This window comes from Pseudomonas sp. Seg1, from assembly GCF_018326005.1.
Lineage (GTDB): Bacteria > Pseudomonadota > Gammaproteobacteria > Pseudomonadales > Pseudomonadaceae > Aquipseudomonas.
The window spans coordinates 5,380,988-5,398,854 of sequence record NZ_AP021903.1 but is presented as its reverse complement, the minus strand read 5'-3'; the positions used below and the strand labels follow the sequence as shown (position 1 = coordinate 5,398,854).

15 protein-coding genes and 2 pseudogenes are annotated in these 17,867 nt (G+C 60.4%); 8 read left to right on the top strand and 9 right to left on the bottom strand.

Annotated features, from left to right (window positions below):
- Positions 1-286 precede the first annotated feature (286 nt).
- The 4 genes from KI231_RS24155 to KI231_RS24140 are packed head-to-tail and all read right to left on the bottom strand — an operon-like array spanning position 287 to position 6,582.
- The gene (locus KI231_RS24155; protein ID WP_213026539.1) at positions 287-1,651 is read right to left on the bottom strand and encodes a heavy metal sensor histidine kinase; all 1,365 of its coding nucleotides are present in this window, start codon (positions 1,649-1,651) and stop codon (positions 287-289) included.
- Positions 1,641-2,318 carry a heavy metal response regulator transcription factor gene (locus KI231_RS24150; protein ID WP_007916978.1) on the bottom strand — a complete coding sequence of 226 codons (678 nt, stop codon included), beginning with the start codon at positions 2,316-2,318 and terminating at the stop codon, positions 1,641-1,643. Before KI231_RS24150 ends, KI231_RS24155 begins: the two co-directional genes overlap by 11 nt.
- 8 nt (positions 2,319-2,326) lie before the next feature.
- Positions 2,327-5,428 (bottom strand): multidrug efflux RND transporter permease subunit, encoded by a 3,102-nt coding sequence (locus KI231_RS24145; protein ID WP_213026538.1) that lies wholly within the window; start codon positions 5,426-5,428, stop codon positions 2,327-2,329.
- Positions 5,425-6,582: an efflux RND transporter periplasmic adaptor subunit gene (locus KI231_RS24140; protein WP_213026537.1), complete on the bottom strand. Its 1,158-nt coding sequence runs from the start codon at positions 6,580-6,582 to the stop codon at positions 5,425-5,427. The genes KI231_RS24145 and KI231_RS24140 overlap by 4 nt, the downstream gene beginning before the upstream one ends.
- Positions 6,583-7,017: 435 nt before the next feature.
- Here KI231_RS24140 and KI231_RS24135 point away from each other — a divergent pair, with 435 nt between their 5' ends.
- The 6 genes and pseudogenes from KI231_RS24135 to KI231_RS30425 form a co-directional block, all read left to right on the top strand.
- A complete protein-coding gene (locus tag KI231_RS24135; RefSeq protein WP_213026536.1) occupies positions 7,018-7,404 on the top strand; it encodes a hypothetical protein in 387 nt (128 codons plus the stop codon).
- Positions 7,405-7,953: 549 nt separating this feature from the next.
- Positions 7,954-8,316, top strand: coding sequence for a DUF6124 family protein (locus tag KI231_RS24130; protein ID WP_103304500.1), 363 nt, complete (start codon positions 7,954-7,956; stop codon positions 8,314-8,316).
- Positions 8,317-8,556: 240 nt separating this feature from the next.
- Positions 8,557-8,862, top strand: coding sequence for a type 1 fimbrial protein (locus KI231_RS24125; RefSeq protein ID WP_213026535.1), 306 nt, complete (start codon positions 8,557-8,559; stop codon positions 8,860-8,862).
- Positions 8,863-8,973: 111 nt separating this feature from the next.
- Positions 8,974-9,213, top strand: coding sequence for a hypothetical protein (locus KI231_RS24120; protein WP_103304502.1), 240 nt, complete (start codon positions 8,974-8,976; stop codon positions 9,211-9,213).
- A gap of 89 nt (positions 9,214-9,302) precedes the next feature.
- Positions 9,303-9,644, top strand: a pseudogene (locus tag KI231_RS30430) (PAS domain-containing protein); the annotation flags it as partial.
- Positions 9,645-9,947: 303 nt separating this feature from the next.
- A pseudogene (locus KI231_RS30425) lies at positions 9,948-10,952 on the top strand (methyl-accepting chemotaxis protein); the annotation flags it as partial.
- A gap of 140 nt (positions 10,953-11,092) precedes the next feature.
- Here KI231_RS30425 and KI231_RS24110 read toward each other — a convergent pair.
- From KI231_RS24110 to norR, 5 genes are all read right to left on the bottom strand, one after another.
- Positions 11,093-11,842 carry a YkgJ family cysteine cluster protein gene (locus KI231_RS24110; RefSeq protein WP_103304504.1) on the bottom strand — a complete coding sequence of 250 codons (750 nt, stop codon included), beginning with the start codon at positions 11,840-11,842 and terminating at the stop codon, positions 11,093-11,095.
- 83 nt (positions 11,843-11,925) lie between these two features.
- The gene (locus tag KI231_RS24105) at positions 11,926-12,261 is read right to left on the bottom strand and encodes a hypothetical protein (RefSeq protein WP_213026533.1); all 336 of its coding nucleotides are present in this window, start codon (positions 12,259-12,261) and stop codon (positions 11,926-11,928) included.
- 151 nt (positions 12,262-12,412) lie between these two features.
- Entirely contained in the window at positions 12,413-12,871 is a 459-nt protein-coding gene (locus KI231_RS24100; RefSeq protein WP_213026532.1) for a GNAT family N-acetyltransferase, read from the bottom strand.
- Between the two features lie 27 nt (positions 12,872-12,898).
- Positions 12,899-13,801, bottom strand: a complete 903-nt coding sequence (locus KI231_RS24095) for a chemotaxis protein CheV (protein WP_103304507.1) — start codon at positions 13,799-13,801, stop codon at positions 12,899-12,901.
- 339 nt (positions 13,802-14,140) lie between these two features.
- Positions 14,141-15,700, bottom strand: coding sequence for a nitric oxide reductase transcriptional regulator NorR (norR, locus tag KI231_RS24090; RefSeq protein ID WP_213026531.1), 1,560 nt, complete (start codon positions 15,698-15,700; stop codon positions 14,141-14,143).
- A 163-nt stretch (positions 15,701-15,863) separates the two neighbouring features.
- On the opposite strand from norR, the gene hmpA reads away from it, so the two are divergent.
- Positions 15,864-17,045 carry an NO-inducible flavohemoprotein gene (gene hmpA / locus KI231_RS24085; protein ID WP_213026530.1) on the top strand — a complete coding sequence of 394 codons (1,182 nt, stop codon included), beginning with the start codon at positions 15,864-15,866 and terminating at the stop codon, positions 17,043-17,045.
- 237 nt (positions 17,046-17,282) lie between these two features.
- On the top strand, positions 17,283-17,843 hold the full coding sequence (locus KI231_RS24080) for an ester cyclase (protein ID WP_213026529.1): 561 nt from the start codon (positions 17,283-17,285) through the stop codon (positions 17,841-17,843).
- The last annotated feature ends 24 nt before the right edge of the window (positions 17,844-17,867 follow it).

Below are 17,867 nucleotides of genomic sequence, written 5' to 3'. Positions count from 1 at the left end.
TATCTGTGGCGAGGGGATTTATCCCCGATGGGCTGCGAAGCAGTCCTGAATTCTGTGTGCATGTTGTGTCAGAAAGATCGCGATCGCTGGTTTTGGGGCCGCTTCGCAGCCCATCGGGGATAAATCCCCTCACCACAAAAGCTCCCTCGCCACATGGGGTTTTTGATCGTTCCCACGCTCTGCGTGGGAATGCCTCATCGGACGCTCCGCGTTCGGCTTTGGAAGGACGCAGAGCGTCCCCGGCTGCATTCCCACGCGGAGCGAGGGAACGAGCGGTGCGGGAGAGTTAGACGGGAAGGTGGATGCCGAACGTATTCATCCCCCGATCACTCTTCACAAACACATCCCCACCGTGCATCAGCGCAATCGCCTTGACGATCGCCAGCCCCAACCCGTGGTTATTGCCACTGTTACTGCGCGACGCATCCACCCGATAAAACCGCTCGAACAAGCGTGGCAGATGCTCATTGGCAATCGGTGAGCCGGGGTTGGCCACGCCGATACTCACCTGATGTTCCTCGATCTCGATCCGCACTTCGATGACCTCGCCCGGTGCCGTGTGCTGGACAGCGTTACTCAACAAATTGATTAACGCCCGGCGCAAATGCGCAACCTCGATCTGCACCTGCGCATCGCCGCTGACCTGCACCTGGACCTGCGCGTCTTCGAGAATGAAATCCAGGTATTCCAGCGTGGTTGCCACCTCATCGGCCAGCGACGTCGAGGTCAGTTTGGTGGCCTTGTTGCCCTGATCGGCACTGGCCAAAAACAGCATGTCGTTGATGATCGAACGCAGCCGTTCCAGCTCTTCGAGATTGGATTGCAGCACTTCGAAGTAGTGTTCAGCCGAGCGCCCACGGGTCAGCGCCACCTGAGTCTGGCCGATCAGATTGGTCAGCGGCGAACGCAGTTCATGGGCGACGTCGGCGTTGAACGATTCCAGCCGCGAATAGGCTTGTTCGACCCGCTCCAGCGTCGAGTTGAACGAGTCGACGAACTGCTCCAGCTCCGGCGGCAGCGGCGACAAACGCAAGCGCCCGGCCCGCAGCGGCGGCGCCAGGCGTTGCGCTTCGTGGGACAGTTTGATCAACGGTTTCAAGCCAATCCGCGCGACCCAATAGCCCAGCGCCGAAGCCATCAGCACACCGGCAATCGCCAGGCCGATCAGCGCGATCAGCAGATTGTGTTGAGTCTCGTGGAAGGTCTCGGTGTCGATGCCGATCATGAAACGCAGCGGTGGGCGCTGATCCTTGGCCGGCAACTCGGTCAACAACACTTTCAGCGGATAAGGGTGGTCGGCCAACTGCAGGTCATGCATGCCCAGCGGGCCTTTGGCGAAGGCACGGATCGCGGCGTCCGGCTGACCATATTCGTAACCCGGATCACCACTCACCACCCAGAAACGAATGCGTTTGTCCTCTTCGCCGAGCAGCTTCAACTTGGCGTTGATCTTCACCCAATGCTCGGGTGTGCCGAAGCGATTGAGTGCTGACTCAAGCACGCTGTAGCGCGCATCCAGCTCGGCTTCCGGCAACAATCCCAAGCCTTTGTCCACCTGCTGATACAGCGCGCCGCCGATCAACAGAAACACCAGCAACGCCACCAGCGTAAACATCCCGCTGAGACGCAGCGCAATCGAATTACTGGACACCACGGCTCTCCAGCACATAACCCATGCCGCGAATGGTATGCAGCAGTTTTTCGTCGAACGGCCCGTCGAGCTTGGCGCGCAGGCGCTTGATCGCGACTTCGACGACGTTGGCGTCGCTGTCGAAATTGATGTCCCAGACCATCTCGGCGATGGCGGTTTTCGAGAGGATTTCACCCTGACGCCGCGCCAATACACTGAGCAGGGAAAACTCTTTCGCGGTCAGATCCAGCCGCGTGCCGGCGCGGGTAGCTTTACGACTGATCAAATCTATCCACAGGTCGGCAATGCTCACTTGCACCGGCTCATGGCCGCCGCTGCGGCGGGTCAGCGCTTGCAGGCGTGCGACCAGTTCAAGGAAGGAAAACGGTTTGCCGAGGTAATCGTCGGCGCCATCACGCAGGCCCTTGATCCGGTCTTCGACCCGTTCGCGGGCGGTGAGCATGATCACCGGGGTTTGCTTGCGCGCCCGCAACGCGCGCAACACGCCGAAGCCATCAAGGCCCGGCAGCATGACGTCGAGGACGATCACCGCGTAGTCGCTTTCCAGCGCCAGATGCAGCCCTTCGACGCCGTCGCGGGCCAGATCCACGGTGTAACCCTGTTCCGTCAGACCACGGTGCAGATAGTCCGCGGTTTTTTCCTCGTCTTCGATAATCAGAACGCGCATGACCCGCCTCAGTCTGTGGTGGCCAGCGTCGCTACAGACGCAGGCTTAGGCCGATGGAACAGCCGCTCGAGCCACAAGTATATGACCGGAGTGGTAAACAGCGTCAGCATCTGGCTGACCAGCAAACCGCCGACCACCGCGATCCCCAGCGGCTGGCGCAGTTCGGCGCCGGTGCCATAGCCGAGCATCAGCGGCAGCGCACCGAGCAACGCGGCGAGAGTGGTCATGATGATCGGCCGGAACCGCGTCAGGCACGCTTCGAAGATTGCATCCTGTGGCGCCAACCCGCGATTGCGCTGAGCTTCCAGGGCAAAGTCGATCATCAGGATGCCGTTCTTCTTGACGATACCGATCAGCAACACCAGCCCGATCAACGCCATGATCGAAAAGTCCTGACCGCAGATCCACAGCATGATCACCGCACCGAGACCCGCCGCTGGCAACGTCGAGATGATCGTCAGCGGATGCACGAAGCTCTCGTAAAGCACGCCGAGAATGATGTACACCGCCACCAGCGCCGCCAGAATCAGCCACGGCTGACTGGCCAGAGAACTCTGGAAAGCTTGCGCCGCCCCCTGGAAATTGCCGCTGATCGCGGTCGGCATGCCGATTTCGGCCTTGGCCTGATTGAGCAGAATCACCGCATCGCCCAGCGCCACGCCGGGGGCGAGGTTGAACGACAGGTTGGCGGCCGGGAACATGCCGTCGTGGGCGATGGACAATGGGCCAATGGTCGGCGCATCGAATTTGGCCAGCGCCGACAGCGGCACCATCTCGCCACTCAGCGGCGAACGCAGGTAGAAGTAGTTGAGGCTTTCGGCCTTGCCGCGCTGTTTGGTGTCCAGTTCCAGAATCACGTTGTACTGGTTGACCTGAGTCTGGAACTCGTTGATTTGCCGTTGACCGAAGGCGTCATACAACGCTTCATCGACATCGCTTGCCGTGAGGCCGAAACGCGCGGCGGCGCTGCGGTCGATGCTGATGTGAGTGATGCTGCCGCCCAGTTGCAGATCGTTGGAAATGTCGCGGAACGCCGGGTTGCTGCGCAGTTTTTCGGTCAGGCGTTGCGTCCAGGTGGCGAGGGTCGCGCCGTCGTTGCTCTTGAGTACGTATTGGTACTGCGCACGGCTCGGGCCGGAGCTTAAGTTGATGTCCTGACCGGCGCGCAGATAAAGCACGATGCCGGGGACTTTCATCAGCTGCGGACGAATCCGGTCAATGAACTGACTGGCGCTGACGTCGCGGTCGCCGCGCTTTTTCAGAGCGATCCAGAAACGGCCGTTGGCGATGGTTTGGTTACTGCCCGACACACCCACCGAATGGGAAAACGCCTGCACGGCCGGGTCGGCGGCGACGATTTCGGCCATCGCCAAGTGTTTTTTCACCATGTCGCCGTAGGAAATGTCCGCAGCGGCTTCGGTGGTGCCGAGGACGAAACCGGTGTCCTGCACCGGGAAGAACCCTTTCGGGATAAAGATGTAACCGGTGATGGCCAACGCCAGCGACAAACCGAACACGCCGATCATCAGTTTCTGATGGGCGAGGGCGCGGCGCAGGCCTTTTTCGTACCAGCCGAGCAAGCGTTCGCTGAAGCCCGGTTTATCGCTGGCGTGATGCACCGGTTTGCGCATGAACAACGCCGCCAGCGTTGGTGCCAGCGTCAGCGAAACCACCACGGAAATCATGATGGTCGAGGTCGCGGTCAGGGCGAATTCCTTGAACAACCGTCCGACCACGCCGCCCATGAACAGCAGCGGAATAAACGCTGCCACCAGCGAGAAACTGATCGAGACCACGGTGAAGCCGATTTCGCCTGCACCCTTGATCGCCGCTTCGCGCATGTCGTCGCCAGCCTCCAGATGCCGGTGGATGTTCTCCACCACCACAATCGCATCGTCGACCACAAACCCCACGGCCACCACGATGGCTACCAGCGTCAGATTGTTGAGGCTGAAGCCGAGGATATACATCAGGGCGAAACTGGCGACCAGCGATACGCCGAGCACTGCCGAGACAATCAGGGTCGCCGACAACTGACGCAGGAACAGCGCCATCACTGCCACCACCAACAGGATCGCGATCAACAGGGTGATCTCGACCTCGTGCAGCGAGGCGCGGATGGTCTGGGTGCGGTCGATCAGGGTTTTCACCTCCACCGACGCTGGCAGCATGGCTTCGAGGCCGGGCAGGGCGGCCTGAATGCGGTCTACGGTCTCGACGATGTTGGCGCCGGGCTGGTGCGAGATCACCAGGTTTACTCCGGGGCGATCACCGGCCCAGGCTTGCACGTAGGCGTCTTCTGAACCGTTGACGACTTTGGCGACATCACGCAAGTGAACCGGGGCACCGTCCTTGTAGGAAACGATGAGTTGGCTGTAGTCCTCGGGGTGGAACAATTGGTCGTTGGTCGACAGTGTCGAGATACTCGATTCGCCGTACAGCGCACCTTTGGCCAGGTTGAGGCTGGTCTGCTGGATCGCCAGACGAATGTCGGCGAGGGTCAGGCCGATCGCCGCCAGTTTGTCCGCTGAAGCCTGCACACGAATCGCCGGACGTTGCTGACCGGTGATGTTGATTTGGCCTACGCCGTCGATCTGACTGATCTGACGGGACAGCAGGGTTTCCACCAGATCGCTGAGTTCGGTGCCGGGCATCTGCGTCGAGCTGACACTGAGGATCAGCACCGGGCTGTCGGCCGGGTTGACCTTCTTCCAGGTCGGCAGCGTCGGCATGTCTTTGGGCAGTTTGCCGGCGGCGGTGTTGATCGCCGCTTGCACTTCCTGGGCGGCGGTGTCGATGCTCTTGTCGAGGGTGAATTGCAGGGTCAGCAGGGTTGAGCCCAAGGCGCTGCTGGAGGTCATCTGGGTCATGCCGGGGATGGCGCTGAATTGCACCTCCAGCGGCGTGGCCACGGACGAGGCCATGGTGTCGGGGCTGGCGCCGGGTAACTGCGCAGAGACCTGAATCGTAGGAAATTCCGCTTCCGGCAGTGGGGCAATCGGCAAGCGCGGGAAGGCAATTGCGCCGACCAGCACCAGCGCAATCGTCAGCAGAATCGTCGCGACCGGGTGATTGATGCACCAGGTGGAGACGCCTTTGTGCGCCTTCATGGTTTCGGCTCCGACTGCACCACTTGCGGCGGCTCGCTCATGACCTGCACGGTGGAACCGGGTTTGAGCCGCGACTGGCCGTCGGTGACCAGCACATCACCGGCCTTCACGCCTTTGATGATGTCCTGGCCACTGCCTTGGTAAACCATCTGCACTTGCACGGCTTCGACCTTGTCGCCGTTGACCCGGTAAACGAAGTGCTGGTCGAGGCCACGTTGTACGACAGTGGGCGGTACGACCAGCGCATCTTTGTCGAGGGCTGTCTGAATTTTTACCGTGACCAGCAGGCCGGGCCAGAGCTTTTGGCTGGCATTGTCGAATTCGGCTTTGGCGCGGATGGTGCCGGTGTTGGCGTTGATCTGGTTGTCGATCAGGGTCAGGTGGCCTTCGCCGAGCAGGTTGCCGGTTTCGCCGTCGCTATCGGCGCCGATGTAGGCTTTGACCTGTGCGCGCTGTGGGTCGTTGATCAGTCCCTGCAGGGTCGGGAGCATTTGTTGCGGCAGGGAGAATTCCACGGCGATCGGGTCGATCTGGGTGACGGTGAACAGGCCGGCGGTGTCGGTCATGCGCAGGAAGTTGCCTTCGTCGACTGTGCGAATGCCGACGCGGCCGGTGACTGGGGAGCGGATCTGCGTGTAGGAAAGTTGTACCTGTGCGGCGTCGATCGAGGCCTGGTTGCCTTGGGCGGTGGCTTTGAGTTGGTTGACCAGGGCTTGTTGCTGGTCGTAGGTCTGTTTGGATACGCCGTCGTCGACGCTGAGCAGTTTGTAGCGTTTGAGGTTGACCAGGGCGACTTGCAGTTGTGCCTGGCTTTCGCCCAGTTGCGCGCGGGTCTGGTCGAGGCTGGCACGGATGGAGCGGTCGTCGATGGTGGCCAGCAGGTCGCCTGCTTTGACGAGTTGGCCTTCCTTGACGAGGATTTTGGTGAGGATTCCGTCGATTTGTGGGCGCACTACGACGCTGTGCAGGGAGAGTACGGAGCCGATGCCGCTGGTGTAGCGGGGGATGTCTTTTGCGCTGACCGCTATGACTCGCACGGGGATGGCGGTGGGGGTGGCGAGTTTTGTTGGGGCGGGTTTCATTGCCCACCATGTGCCTGCGGCGGCCAGGACGATCACTAGGGCTAGCAGGGCTTTGTTCTTTTGGATTCGCATGCGAAGTCGGCGCCGGACGGAGTTTGGGCAGGGTTAGGGTCTTTATAAACTTGTTTGGGGGTCAGGAGGGTGACGGCTGGCTGTCAGCGCTGTCAGTTTTCTCTGTGTGTATATCCGTTTTTGCGGGTGTGGCTGATTACGGTTCCGCCCTTACGGCGGGTCACTTTTTACAAACGCCTAAAAAGTAACCAAAAACGCTTGCTCCTACGTGCGGCCCGCTCGCTGGGGCTCGGGGTTCCTTCGCTCCGGGATCGATCCGGGCGCAGCGCCTACGGTTTGCTTCGCTGCACCTCCTCTCGCTGTGTTTGGCTTCGCCAAACGGTCGCTGCGCTCCCACGCCCGAATCAATCCCTCCACTCAGCCTTCCGATGTCGCCCGTGGATCAAGATCAAGAGCGGTACTCGAGCTAACGCTCATTGTGTTGAGTGGGGCGGCATGCGCCGCGTGCGGGTTGTACTTATCTTCCCTGGAGCTGCCGCAGGCTGCGATCTTTTGATTTTGATTTTGCTCTTTTGTGGGAGCTGGCATGCCAGCGATGGCGGCCTGACAGCCGACCAGTCTCTGCCAGATGAACTCAACCCCTGTGGGAGCTGGCTTGCCAGCGATGGCGGCCTGATAGCCGACCAGTCTCTGGCAGATGACCTCAACTCCTGTGGGAGCTGGCTTGCCAGCGATGGCGGCCTGATAGCCGACCAGTCTCTGGCAGATGACCTCAACCCCTGTGGGAGCTGGCTTGCCAGCGATGGCGGCCTGAAGCCGACCAGTCTCTGCCAGATGAACGCAACCCCTGTGGGAGCTGGCTTGCCAGCGATGGCGGCCTGATAGCCGACCAATCTCTGGCAGATGAACTCAACCCCTGTGGGAGCTGGCTTGCCAGCGATGGCGGCCTGATAGCCGACCAGTCTCTGGCAGATGACCTCAACCCCTGTGGGAGCTGGCTTGCCAGCGATGGCGACCTGATAGCCGCCCAATCTCTGGCAGGTGTACTCGGTTCAGTGTGAGAGCGAGCCTGCTCGCGAAGAGGTCTGTCCAGTCAGCCGATTACTTTGGTCTGTTTAAATATGAGTCAAATAACCAGAACCTTCCCACAAGGTTTTCAGGTTGTCCGTCGGACGTGCGCTCTCTAGTCTTTGGTTGTCGCCGAAAACTCGGCGATCGGGTGTGAGAGCCCGTAGGAACTGTTAATCCAACACCAGTACCACCATAATTGCCGCCGGCTATTTGCTGCCCTGCAATTTTTATGGCGGCTGTGTGCGGGCGAACTTCGGTTCGGCCGGGCTTGTTCCTACCGGTTTCTCACTCCGCACATAGCTGCCACCACTCCGCCGCGTGAGAAACGGCTCGTGTTGGCTTTTGATTAGGAACATATCCATGACTAAGCCCGTACCCGATCCACCCCTCGAAACCCCAACCCCACTCGAAGACGCCATCCGCGCCGACGACCAGATCAAAACCCGCGAAGCCATCAAGCGCGCCCTCGATTTCTATCTCTGCCCTGAACCGGTCAAACCGCGTCAGCCCAGTACGATGTTCCTTATCCAGCCGAACATCGACACCGAAAGTCTGCTCGCCCACGCCTGTGAATCGCTGGCTTCTGCCAATGTCATGGCCGGTGACCTGGCCGACCAGCTCAGTCGCCCGCAGCGCAGTACAGCGCTGGCGATCCAGCAGATCGTCATGCTCGCCGAGCTGGCGGTAAACAGGGCGCTGGATCGGGTTGATCCGCAAACCTGATCACGCAAGAACACCGCGTCATCGTTCTTCGCGAGCAGGCTCGCTCCTACATTTGAAATGCATTCCCCCTGTAGGAGTGAGCCTGCTCGCGATGGCGGTATAACGGTCCCCAAAAGGGACCGATCAGTCCCAATTCGGGACCCATTTGCCAACTACGCTTCTCAAGATCCGTCCCTGCTCGCGGATAAAAATTGTGTAGCCCGGGTTTTCTCTGGGCCGCTCACCCCGGAGTGTCTTGAAATGAAGCTGAAAACCGCTCTGCCGTACGTGCTTCTCTTGCTTCCACTCACATCCTTCGCCGCGCCTGGCAATCAATCCGGCGAGATCCGGTTTACCGGGCAGATCGTCGATTCCGGCTGTGAAGTCGGTCGAGTCGGTGCATTGAGTTCCAGCGAATCACGCCAGGTCGAACTCAAGCCCGGCCTGAAGCTCGACATCGATGCCTATCGCAATGTGTGCAGCCATGAAACGCTGCCAATGACCATGACCTTTGAGCCACTGAAGACTTCGACCGACAAAGGCATCGTCACCATCACGTACCTGTAAACCGTTCGGCTTGTGGCTTAAATCTTCAGCTGCCGAGTTGCGGCGCACAGGTATACTGCGCGCCTTCGCGGCTCACTGTTCGGGCCCGACTTTATGCTTTCCGGAGCTTTTATGACTTCCCCGACCCAACCGCCGGTTGACGACGCCGTGAGCGATGTCGCGGCTGAAATGGCTGACGCCAACGAAACCAAAGCCGAGATCCCGGCGTTCAAGTTCCCGTTCAAACCAGGTGAGCTGGCCGCTGCCAAAGGCTCGAATCAGCCGTGGTACAAGAACGGCGCCAAGAACGGCCACACCAAGACCCCGGGCATGGCGCCGCCGGGCACCCGTCGTTCGATGGGCAAGCGCTGAGTTTCATCCCGCCTTCAGCCATCGACTGCGATTTTCCGTCGCAGTGATGGCTAAGTGCTCATCCCCTGAGCCAGATCAATATTTAACCAATGAGTGCGCTTAGAGTCAGCAGCCCTGCCGACTCCTCCAATAATACGAGCGCGCTATCCATGAAGATCAATCTCCCGGTGACCGGCCGCAACGTCGATGTTGCGCTGGATGCGAATATTCTTTCGACTACTGATCTGACCAGCGCGATCACCTACGCGAACGACGACTTCATCAATATCAGCGGTTACAGCCGCGACGAATTGCTCGGTACGCCGCATAACCTGCTGCGCCATCCGGACATGCCGGCGCAGGCGTTTGCGCATATGTGGCAGACGCTCAAGGGCGGGCGATCCTGGATGGGCATGGTGAAAAATCGTTGTAAGAATGGTGATCACTATTGGGTCAGTGCCTATGTCACACCGGTGACGCAGAACGGCGCCGCCGTTGAGTATCAGTCGGTGCGCACCCGGCCGGATGCGCGGCAAGTCGCGGCAGCGGAGCGGGCGTATGCACAGTTGCGCGGCGAGGAGGTGGCGCGTTGGCGATTGCCGAATATCGATGTGCGAGCGCGGATTACGGCGCTGGCCAGTGTGTTGCTCGGTGGGCTGTTGACGCTTGAGTCTTGGCTGCGACCGGAATTGATGGAGATTAATGCTGCGGCGTTTGTCATCGGCAGCGGCAGTTGTGCGCTGGGCGTACGCTGGATCCTGCGGCCGCTGGAGCGCTTGACCGAGCGTGCGCGCAAGGTGGCGGACAATCCGCTGGGCCAAGGCATTTATACCGGTCGGCGCGATGAGTTCGGGCAGATCGAGTTTGCCTTGCAGATGCTCGAAGCACAGGTTAGCGCAGTGGTGGGGCGTATTGGCGACGCGTCGCAGCAGTTGGCCGGGCATGCGGCGCAATTGGTTGATCATCTGCAAAGCAGCCATAGCAGTTCATTGGCGCAGCAGGCGGAAACCGATCAGGTCGCGGCGGCGATTCATCAGATGGCCGCCAGCGTCGCGCAGGTTGCCAGCCATGCGCAGCAGGCTTCGGTGGCGGCGGACCTGGCCGGGACGGAAACCCGCGAAGGGCATTTGCTTGTAGGTGAAAGTCGCAGCGCTGTCCTGCGCCTGGCGCAAGAGCTTGGCCGGGCGACCGAGGTCATTCATCAACTCGAAGGCCACAGCAGCGAGATCTCCGGGGTGCTGGAGGTGATCCGCAGCATCGCCGAACAGACCAATTTGCTGGCGCTCAACGCGGCGATCGAGGCGGCGCGGGCGGGGGATGCCGGGCGCGGGTTTGCAGTGGTGGCCGATGAGGTGCGCGGGCTGGCGCAACGCACGCAGCAATCGACCAACGAAATTCAGCGCATGATCAGCACCCTGCAAACCGGCGCGCGCGACGCGGTGCTGGTGATGCAGGAGAGCAGCGAGCATGTGGAAAACAGCGTCGAACAAGCGCAGCGCGCGGCGCGGGCGCTGGACGGGATCAGCGAGCGGGTCGAACAGATTACCGAGATGAGTCTGCAGATTGCGGCGGCGGTGGAGCAGCAGAGTGCGGTGAGCGAGGACATCAATCGCAACATCGTCAGCATCCGCACGGCGTGCGAGGTGACGGTGGATGAGGGGCGCGAGAGTCAGCGCAATTCCGAGGATGTGGCGGGGCTGGCGGGGGACTTGCGCTTGCTGGCGCGGGAATTCTGGGGGCGGCGGCGGGTTCGGGATTGAAGTTGCCTGAACTGGCGCCATCGCTGGCAAGCCAGCTCCCACAGGTTTTGCCGGTGTTCATCTGATTGGTGCACGAGGCAAAACCTTGTGGGAGCTGGCTTGCCAGCGATGGGGCAGGTCCAGTCTCTACAAAACGCTGATCAAGCCACCCGCAACGGAATAAACGCATACGTCTGCGCCGGCTCGCTCACCACCTGCGCCCCTGCTGCCAGCACTTGCCCGGCAACATCATCCCCGGACAAATGAAACAGCCATTCACTGGCTACGTCGCTCAACGGTTGCGCACTCACCTGATCAACCACCGCTGCAAAAGCGTCCATGTTCGGCAGATATGCGGTAAACCCGTCGCCTTTGAGCGCCGTGGTACGAATCCCCAGCGCCGCACAAATCGCATCCTTGAGCCGAATGTCATCGCGATCCGCCTGCCGCGAGCGCTGGATCAGTTCGACCAGTTCCTGATCAACCAACTCGCCGCCAACAATCAACGCCGGCCCCTGTTCCCAAGACTCCGGCGGGCAGTCCTTGGCAGCCGGGTTGAGCGGGATGTGCGGATTGATTTCGGCCGGATAAATGCGACACACCAATGGCCGTCGCTCGTAGATGCGACACAGCTTGTCTTCGTCAAGATTTCGACACGGCCCGACGTTGTACGCGGCAAAGGTGATTGCCACGTGCGCATCGGTTGCGCCGCTGCGCACCACCACCGATCGCCGTTCGGCGTGTTCACGCTGCTGCGCCGGCAAGCCCAGGCCATTGCCGAGAAAGGCCTCCACCAGCACGATCACCTGACCACCATCCGCCGCCCACATTCGGGCTTCGGCGAGGGTCAGGGGCACATGGTGGTCGGTGCAGCACTTGCCGCAACCGACGCAGGAAAACGTCGTATTCATGGGACGATCAATCTTCAATCAAGGTGTTAAGCAGCGACGTAAAGCCGCCATGCAGACCGGGATCGAAGCAAATTATGCGCCATTTACCGGGTCTTGGCGGTCGGGCGGATTGAGTCCCACTCGGTGACAAACGCGGTTTTCGACTGTTTGTTGAACAGGCACAGTTCGGTGCCTTGCTGGCCTTTCATGTGTTTTTGCGGGTATTGACCTTGCAGCAACACGGCGGTGTAACCGACGCGGTCATCGAATTGCGCGGGAGTGCCGACGGGTTTGGCATTTTTCAAACCGCTGGCCTTGGTGCAACTGGCGAGGACTGTCTTGTCGTAGGCCGCCCAGGCGTCGGGGCTGGAGGCGTGGGCCTGGGAGGCGAGGGCGGTGAGGCAGAGCAGGCTGAGCAAACTGAGGGTCACGGTTTTCATGGTGGACGTCCTTGGGTAGTGGCCAAGGTTGGAGTATGCCTCAGGGTGAAAAGTTGTCTTTGAGGTCGCCATCGCTGGCAAGCCAGCTCCCACAAGTGTTGTGAGCGGCGCCGATCTCTGTGGGAGCTGGCTTGCCAGCGATGACGGACGATCAGTCCGGCACAATCTCCCGGCGGATCACATACATTCCGGCACTTTCATACAACCGCTGCGCCCGAACGTTATCTTCCAGCACCTTTAAATCGACAAACCCTTCACGCCGCTGTTGAAACGCAATGAATGCATTCAACAGCAACGCCCGGCCCAAACCTCGACCCTGAGCGCGCGAATGCACTACCAGATTCTTGATATAGGCACTGGTCCAGCACTGCGCCACACCGACGACACCCTCGGCATCCATGGCGATGAAGCACAGTTGCGGATCGTATTCCGGATCGCGTTCAAAGCGCTGCTGCCAGACCTCGAGCGCTGGGACCCGACCGCCTCCTTGTAGGTAGCCGAGTTGCATCAGGTCATGCACGGCGGGCGCCAGTTGCGGTTGGTAAGTGCTGATCTCGATACCTTTCGGCCAGACGATATCCGGCACGGCGGTGCCCAGATCCCGCCGCATCAACAAGCAATACGTCTCGCCCAAGGCTCAGTGACCGTTGGCGGCGACGTGTTTGGCCGCTTCGATCAAGCGCTGGGTCAGTTCCGGCGACGAAAACTTGGTCAACACGGCATTGGCCCCGGCCAGTCGCGCTTTTTCGCTGTTCATCGCGCTGTCGAGCGAGGTATGCAGCAGCACGTAAAGGTGGGAGAAATCCGGAGTCTCGCGCAAGGTGCGGGTGAAGGCGTAACCGTCCATCTCGGACATTTCGATGTCGGAGACGATCAGGTTGATCTGCTGCGCGGTGCCTTGCAGGTCGAGCAGGCAGTCGATGGCTTCCTTGGCACTGCGCGCGGTATGACATTGCAGGCCGAGGTTGCGCAGGGTGTGCACCGATTGCTGCAACGCCACCTGGCTGTCGTCGACCACCAGAATGCGTGCGTTGCCAAGGACGTCGGCGTCTTCCATGGACAGGTCGGTCGGGGCCATTTCGATCTGTGCCGGGGCGATGCTGTGGATGACTTTTTCGATGTCCAGCACTTGCACCAGCGTACCGTCCACCGAGGTCACGCCGGTGATATAGGCGCGCGAACCACCGGAGCCGAACGGCGGCGGTTTGATGTCAGTGGTCAGGCAGTGGACGATTTTGCTCACCGCTTGTACGTGCAGACCCTGTTTGGACCGGCTGACGTCGGTGACGATCAGGCAACCGCCGTTCGGGTCTTCCAGTGGGCGCTCGCCGATGGCGCGGCTGAGGTCGATCACCGACAGTGAAGCACCACGCAACGTGGCGATGCCTTTGACGTGCGGGTGCGACTCCGGCAGCTTGGTCAGCGGCGGGCAAGGGATGATTTCACTGACTTTCAGCAGGTTGATCGCCATCAGCTTGCCGCTGCGCAAAGTGAACAGCAGAAGCGAAAGTGAATCTGCGCGGGCTTTGGTGGAAGACATATAAACCTTCTGTGGAAAAAGGTGATGGGCGAGGGTGCAAATCGCCAGAAACTATTGATGCCGGGTTATCGGCGTCAAAAGGTTGGGCTTTAGGTTGGTTGTCGGGTGGCGTGAGAACTGAAGCCAAGGCCAAGGCCAAAGCCAAAGCCCCTCACCCCAGCCCTCTCCCGGAGGGAGAGGGGGCCGATTGGGGGATGCTCAAGAAATCCACCGACCTGATTTTGCTTCGCCGAATCCATAATCGACTCAATCTTTCAGGTCGATGTATGGCGCAAAACACCTCGGTCGGCTCCCTCTCCCTCCGGGAGAGGGCTGGGGTTGAGGGGGCTTCTCGGCTTCTCAGCTTTTCATACCGAGGCGCTTGGCCATCCGCCCAAGATTCGCCCGATCCAGCCCCAACTCCCGCGCCGCACTCGCCCAGTTATCCTGATTGCGCTCCAGCGCTGCAGCAATCAATCGCCGCTGATATTCCTCGGTAGCGGCGCGCAGATCCCCGCTGATCAGCGGTAAAGAAGCCACCACCCCGGCAACCGGCTCAACCGGGTTATCCACAACCTCCCGCGGCAAATCGAGATCGGCGGCACTTAAGCTGAGAATCTTCGGCCTTACCTTGCAGTTGCCCAGCGCCTTCAACGCACTGCGCCCGATCAAGTGCTCCAGTTCACGCACGTTGCCCGGCCAAGTGTAGGCGAGCAGCGCTTCCTGGGCGTCGCTGTTGAGGCGCAGACTGTTGAGGCCCATGCGTGAGCGGTTCTGTTCGAGGAAGAAGCCGCTGAGCAGCAACACATCACGCCCGCGATCACGCAGGGCCGGCACCCGCAGCGGGTACACGCTCAAACGATGATAGAAGTCGGCACGATAGCGACCGCTGCGCACTTCTTCGGCCAGATCGCGGTTGGTCGCGGCGATCAGGCGTACATCGACCTGATGTTCCTTGTCCGAGCCCAGGCGCTGCAACTGGCCGCTCTGCAACACGCGCAGCAATTTGGCCTGCACGGTCAGCGACAACTCGCCGACTTCGTCGAGAAACAGCGTGCCGCCATTGGCCAGTTCGAATTTGCCGCGACGGTCGCTGGTGGCGCCGGTGAACGCGCCGCGCACGTGGCCGAACAGTTCGCTTTCCACCAGCGTGTCCGGCAGCGCGGCGCAATTGAGGCTGATGATCGGCTTGTCGGCGCGCGGTGAGGCGGCGTGAATGGCCTGAGCCACCAGTTCCTTGCCGACCCCGGTTTCGCCGGTGATCAACACGGTCAGGTCACTGCCGCCGACCAGATTGATTTCCTCCACCAAACGTTTAAGTGCTTTGCTCTGGCCGATCATTTCGCGGTTCTGCTGACCGCTGGCCTGACGGTAGACCTCGGCGCGCTGGTGTTCGTCTTCGGCACGGATTGCCAGCCGCTCGATGCGTTCGGCAGCGTTGACCGTGGCCGAGGCGAGGCTGGCGAAGGCTTGCAGGGCATCCAGTTCGATGGGTTCGAAACGCTCGGGATCAAGGGCGTCGAGGGTGATCAGGCCCCAGAGTTTTTCATCGACGAACAATGGGCAGCCGAGGCAGTCGTGGACTTCAAGGTGATCGTCGAGGCCATCAACCAGGCCGTCGTAAGGATCGGGCAAGTCGCTGTCGGCGGCGAAACGGGTCGGCCCATTCCCGGCCAGCAAAATCTCGAAACGCGGATGCTCGCTGACCTTGAAGCGCCGACCGAGGGTGTCTGCACTCAAACCATCGACCGCCAGCGGCACCAGCGATTCGCCGTCCAGGCGCAGCAGTGCGGCGGCATCGCACGGCAGCAGGGCGCGCATGGCTTCGAGCAAGCGTCGGTAACGTTCGCCCTCAGGCAATTCGCGGGACAGGTCGGAAACCAGAGGCAGCAGAGCAGTGAGCAGGGATTTGGCAGTCATGGTGTTGTAGTCAAAGAGACAAGATGTAGTCGCGATGACTATAAGGTGCTTTGAGTCGATTTGACTACGTTGTTTTTAAGCTATTGATTTATAACGATAAATAAGTTGGCACGGAAACTGATAAACCCAAGGTAACTTTTCATCGAAGCTCAGGAGTCACCCCATGCTTAGCGTCCAGGATCGTGCCATCGTCAAATCCACCGTGCCTCTGCTGGAAAGCGGTGGTGAAGCGCTGATCACCCACTTCTACCGGATGATGCTCGCCGAATACCCGGAAGTTCGCCCATTGTTCAACCAGGCGCATCAGGCCAGCGGCGATCAGCCCCGGGCTTTGGCCAACGGCGTGTTGATGTATGCCCGTCACATCGATCAGCTCGACCAGTTGGGTGATCTGGTGGCGAAGATCATCAACAAGCACGTCGCTCTGCAAATCCAGCCGGAGCACTACCCGATCGTCGGTGCCTGCCTGTTGCGCGCCATATCCGAAGTGCTCGGCGAAGAAATCGCCACGCCAGAAGTGATGAGTGCGTGGGGCGCGGCATACGGACAACTGGCCGATATCCTGATTGGCGCCGAAACGGCAATCTACGACCAGAAAGAACAAGCCGTCGGCGGCTGGCGCGGGGCGCGCGAGTTTATCGTCGCGGCCAAGGTCGAGGAGAGCGCGGAAATCATTTCGTTCTACTTCGAACCGGCCGACAAAGGTCCCATCCTTGCGGCTGAGCCCGGCCAGTACATCGGCATGAAACTGATCCTCGACGGCGAGGAAATCCGCCGCAACTATTCGCTGTCAGCGCTGGCAAACAAAGGTCAGTACCGCATCAGCGTCAAGCGTGAACCGGGTGGCCGTGCTTCCAATCACTTGCACGATCAACTGCATGTCGGCGCAAGCATTCAGCTGTTCCCGCCATCGGGCGAATTCACCCTGACTGCCAGCGACAAGCCGTTGGTGCTGATCAGTGGCGGCGTCGGCATCACGCCAACCTTGGCGATGCTGGAAGCGGCACTGGAGACTGAACGTCCGGTGCACTTTATCCACTGCGCGCGCAATGGCAGCGTGCATGCGTTCCGCGACTGGATCGACGGCCTGGCCGAGCGTCATCCGCAACTCAAGCGCTTCTACTGCTACGCCGAAGATGATGGTGTGAGCCCAGCGGCGGACAAGGTCGGGATGTTGAGTCAGGAGTTGCTCGGCGAGTGGTTGCCCCAGCAGCGTGATGTCGACGCTTACTTCCTTGGGCCGAAGGGGTTCATGGGGGCGATCAAGCGCCACCTGAAAGCGCTGGGCGTGCCGGAGCAGCAGAGCCGTTACGAGTTCTTCGGGCCGGCTTCTGCTCTGGAATAATTCCTGAGACCGAGTCGTCTGCATCGCGGGCAAGCCCGCTCCCACAGGATTTGTGGCGTGCACAGAGTTTGTGAACGACACTGGAACCTGTGGGAGCGGGCTTGCCCGCGATTGGCCGTTACACGGTCTTGATTCTTAAAAAGTGTTTAAAGGTTAATCGTTTCTTAACCGGTTTATCGTTTATTCCCCGATGCTGATGATAGGCGCTCGTTCGTTTACCTGATCAGGATCGCCCTCATGTCGCACCTCACCTTCGCCCGTCGTATCAGCTTCGCTGCCCTGAGCCTGTCGGCCACTTTGCTGGCCAGCCCGTTTGCTTCTGCCGAATCTGCCTTGATCACACCGCAGACCCTGATTGTCGATCAGAGCCTGCCCAAGGCACAGGCTGCAGCCATGGAACTGGCAGCACGGCGTTACGGCAGTTTCTGGAACAGTGGCGAAGAGGCACTGGCCACGGCCGCCTTGTCGCCGCAGTTTGTCGACAAGACGCCGCCCGAAGGCCGGGTGCAGGGGCCGACGGGGCCGTTGCTGGCGTCGAAGTTCTTTCGCACGGCGGTGCCGGATTTGAGCTGCGACATCGAGCAAATGATCGTCGCCGGAGATCGCGTGGTGGTGCATCTGCACTTTCGCGGGCATTTCACTGGCACGTTCAAGGCTCTCAAAGGGCAGGGCCAGCGTGTAGACTTCCGGGCAACCGATATCTATCAGATCGACAACGGTCGCATCGCGGCCAATTGGCATATCGAAGACAACATCAGCCTGATGGCGCAACTGCAAGCGCAGCCGCCGGCCAGCTGAACCATGGACATACAAGGGAAACGC

Bases quoted from the DNA above. Each gene is read 5' to 3' on its own strand.
- KI231_RS24130 (WP_103304500.1), top strand. From the start codon at position 7,954: ATGACTAAGCCCGTACCCGATCCACCCCTCGAAACCCCAACCCCACTC.
- norR (WP_213026531.1), bottom strand. From the start codon at position 15,700: ATGACTGCCAAATCCCTGCTCACTGCTCTGCTGCCTCTGGTTTCCGAC.
- KI231_RS24150 (WP_007916978.1), bottom strand. From the start codon at position 2,318: ATGCGCGTTCTGATTATCGAAGACGAGGAAAAAACCGCGGACTATCTG.
- KI231_RS24125 (WP_213026535.1), top strand. From the start codon at position 8,557: ATGAAGCTGAAAACCGCTCTGCCGTACGTGCTTCTCTTGCTTCCACTC.
- KI231_RS24145 (WP_213026538.1), bottom strand. From the start codon at position 5,428: ATGAAGGCGCACAAAGGCGTCTCCACCTGGTGCATCAATCACCCGGTC.
- KI231_RS24120 (WP_103304502.1), top strand. From the start codon at position 8,974: ATGACTTCCCCGACCCAACCGCCGGTTGACGACGCCGTGAGCGATGTC.
- KI231_RS24080 (WP_213026529.1), top strand. From the start codon at position 17,283: ATGTCGCACCTCACCTTCGCCCGTCGTATCAGCTTCGCTGCCCTGAGC.
- KI231_RS24110 (WP_103304504.1), bottom strand. From the start codon at position 11,842: ATGAATACGACGTTTTCCTGCGTCGGTTGCGGCAAGTGCTGCACCGAC.
- KI231_RS24140 (WP_213026537.1), bottom strand. From the start codon at position 6,582: ATGCGAATCCAAAAGAACAAAGCCCTGCTAGCCCTAGTGATCGTCCTG.
- KI231_RS24100 (WP_213026532.1), bottom strand. From the start codon at position 12,871: ATGCGGCGGGATCTGGGCACCGCCGTGCCGGATATCGTCTGGCCGAAA.
- KI231_RS24105 (WP_213026533.1), bottom strand. From the start codon at position 12,261: ATGAAAACCGTGACCCTCAGTTTGCTCAGCCTGCTCTGCCTCACCGCC.
- KI231_RS24095 (WP_103304507.1), bottom strand. From the start codon at position 13,801: ATGTCTTCCACCAAAGCCCGCGCAGATTCACTTTCGCTTCTGCTGTTC.
- KI231_RS24135 (WP_213026536.1), top strand. From the start codon at position 7,018: ATGCGCCGCGTGCGGGTTGTACTTATCTTCCCTGGAGCTGCCGCAGGC.
- hmpA (WP_213026530.1), top strand. From the start codon at position 15,864: ATGCTTAGCGTCCAGGATCGTGCCATCGTCAAATCCACCGTGCCTCTG.